Raw genomic sequence first — 1,332 nt, 5'->3', positions numbered from 1 at the left:
CAAAATAGCCAGCTAACTGAAAAAAATTCAGTTAGCTGGCCGTTCGTCGTGCGTACCGTGAAGGTGCGCTATTTTTTATATTTCGGGCTTACTTTATAGTCATTATTATACTTAGTATAGAATAGACAATCATCCTTTACTTTATTTAATTTATGTTGTTCTTTAAGCACCTCTAATATTTCCTGTAGCTTTTTTGGTATGACAAGCTCTCTATTGCCAATAATCAGCTTATTTTTTTTAATTGAATTAATTGTTAAACTCAAAATAGTAGACCTTTCTAAACCAAAACTTAGACATAACAGTATTAGTGCTTTATTCCTAATGGCATCTCTTCTATTGCTATAAAAGTTTAAAATTAATTCAATATTTTCTTCAGTGAGTAACTCATTTGACTCTACAATTTCCTCTTTAAGATTCATCCTTCTAATAAGCTGAACTTTTTCCTCATCAAAACCATTTGATTTTATATTTAGTGTGTGAAAAAATGATCTTATATGAGAATATTTATTATCAAAAGTATCAATGGATACTATTTTCCTTCCTGAATTTTTATTATTTTTCATCTCCATTTCATGTTGTAAAAAATCCTCAAATTCCTCTACTCTAATCAAACTTAACTCTCTATACCTTTTTAAATTAGCAGAATAGTATTTAAAGAAGTTGTAAAGTGTACTTTTATAATTATTCCAACTACTTCCCCCATTTGGATACTTAATTGCCTTAAACTGTGCTATCTCTTTAAAGTAATTTGTAATTGGTACATCAAATAGATTTTCTCTTCTAAGATACTTTATTAGCTCAGTATCTTTTTTGTTAAAAATATCAATATTAAATACTACTTTATCTAGAGCAATACCTTTTATCTTTTCATTTATCAATATATATTTCCTGCCATTTGTTAACAATCCCCATTCATGGCTACCATCTATGTACTTTATTAATTGAGAATGTGCCCTTCCATCTAGCTTGTTATTTGATTCCTTCACTTCTACATATAAATATGAGTCTTTTTTTACTTTAACAGCAATATCTGACCTTCCATCTTTAAATTGTTTAGAATGCTCATAAGAAAAATCACTTGAATCATAACCCAACATTTTTAAAAGGTTCACTACTACATTTTGCTGAATATTTGCTTCATTAGTTCCCTCATATTTTTGATACATCTCTTTAATAAATTCCAAATCCCATTCTATTTTCTGCATCCTAATCCCCCATATATTTACTTTAAAATATATTTCACTAGTGTTGCATTAATTTATTTTCACTATTAAAAATACTCAAAATGTTCAATTTTATTATTTTGTGCAAAGAAAAAGTCCTTTATAATGG

At 27.6% G+C, this 1,332-nt stretch carries 1 protein-coding gene; it reads right to left on the bottom strand.

Annotation, left to right across the window (positions count from 1 at the left end; translation table 11 throughout):
• Positions 1–68 precede the first annotated feature (68 nt).
• Positions 69–1,205 (bottom strand): type I restriction enzyme HsdR N-terminal domain-containing protein, encoded by a 1,137-nt coding sequence (locus tag AS180_RS21315; RefSeq protein WP_062687479.1) that lies wholly within the window; start codon positions 1,203–1,205, stop codon positions 69–71.
• Positions 1,206–1,332: the final 127 nt, after the last annotated feature.

It is taken from the genome of Priestia veravalensis (assembly GCF_001457055.1).
Classification (GTDB): domain Bacteria; phylum Bacillota; class Bacilli; order Bacillales; family Bacillaceae_H; genus Priestia; species Priestia flexa.
The sequence above is the reverse complement of the archived record's forward strand: the minus strand, read 5'-3'. Positions and strand labels throughout refer to the sequence as shown.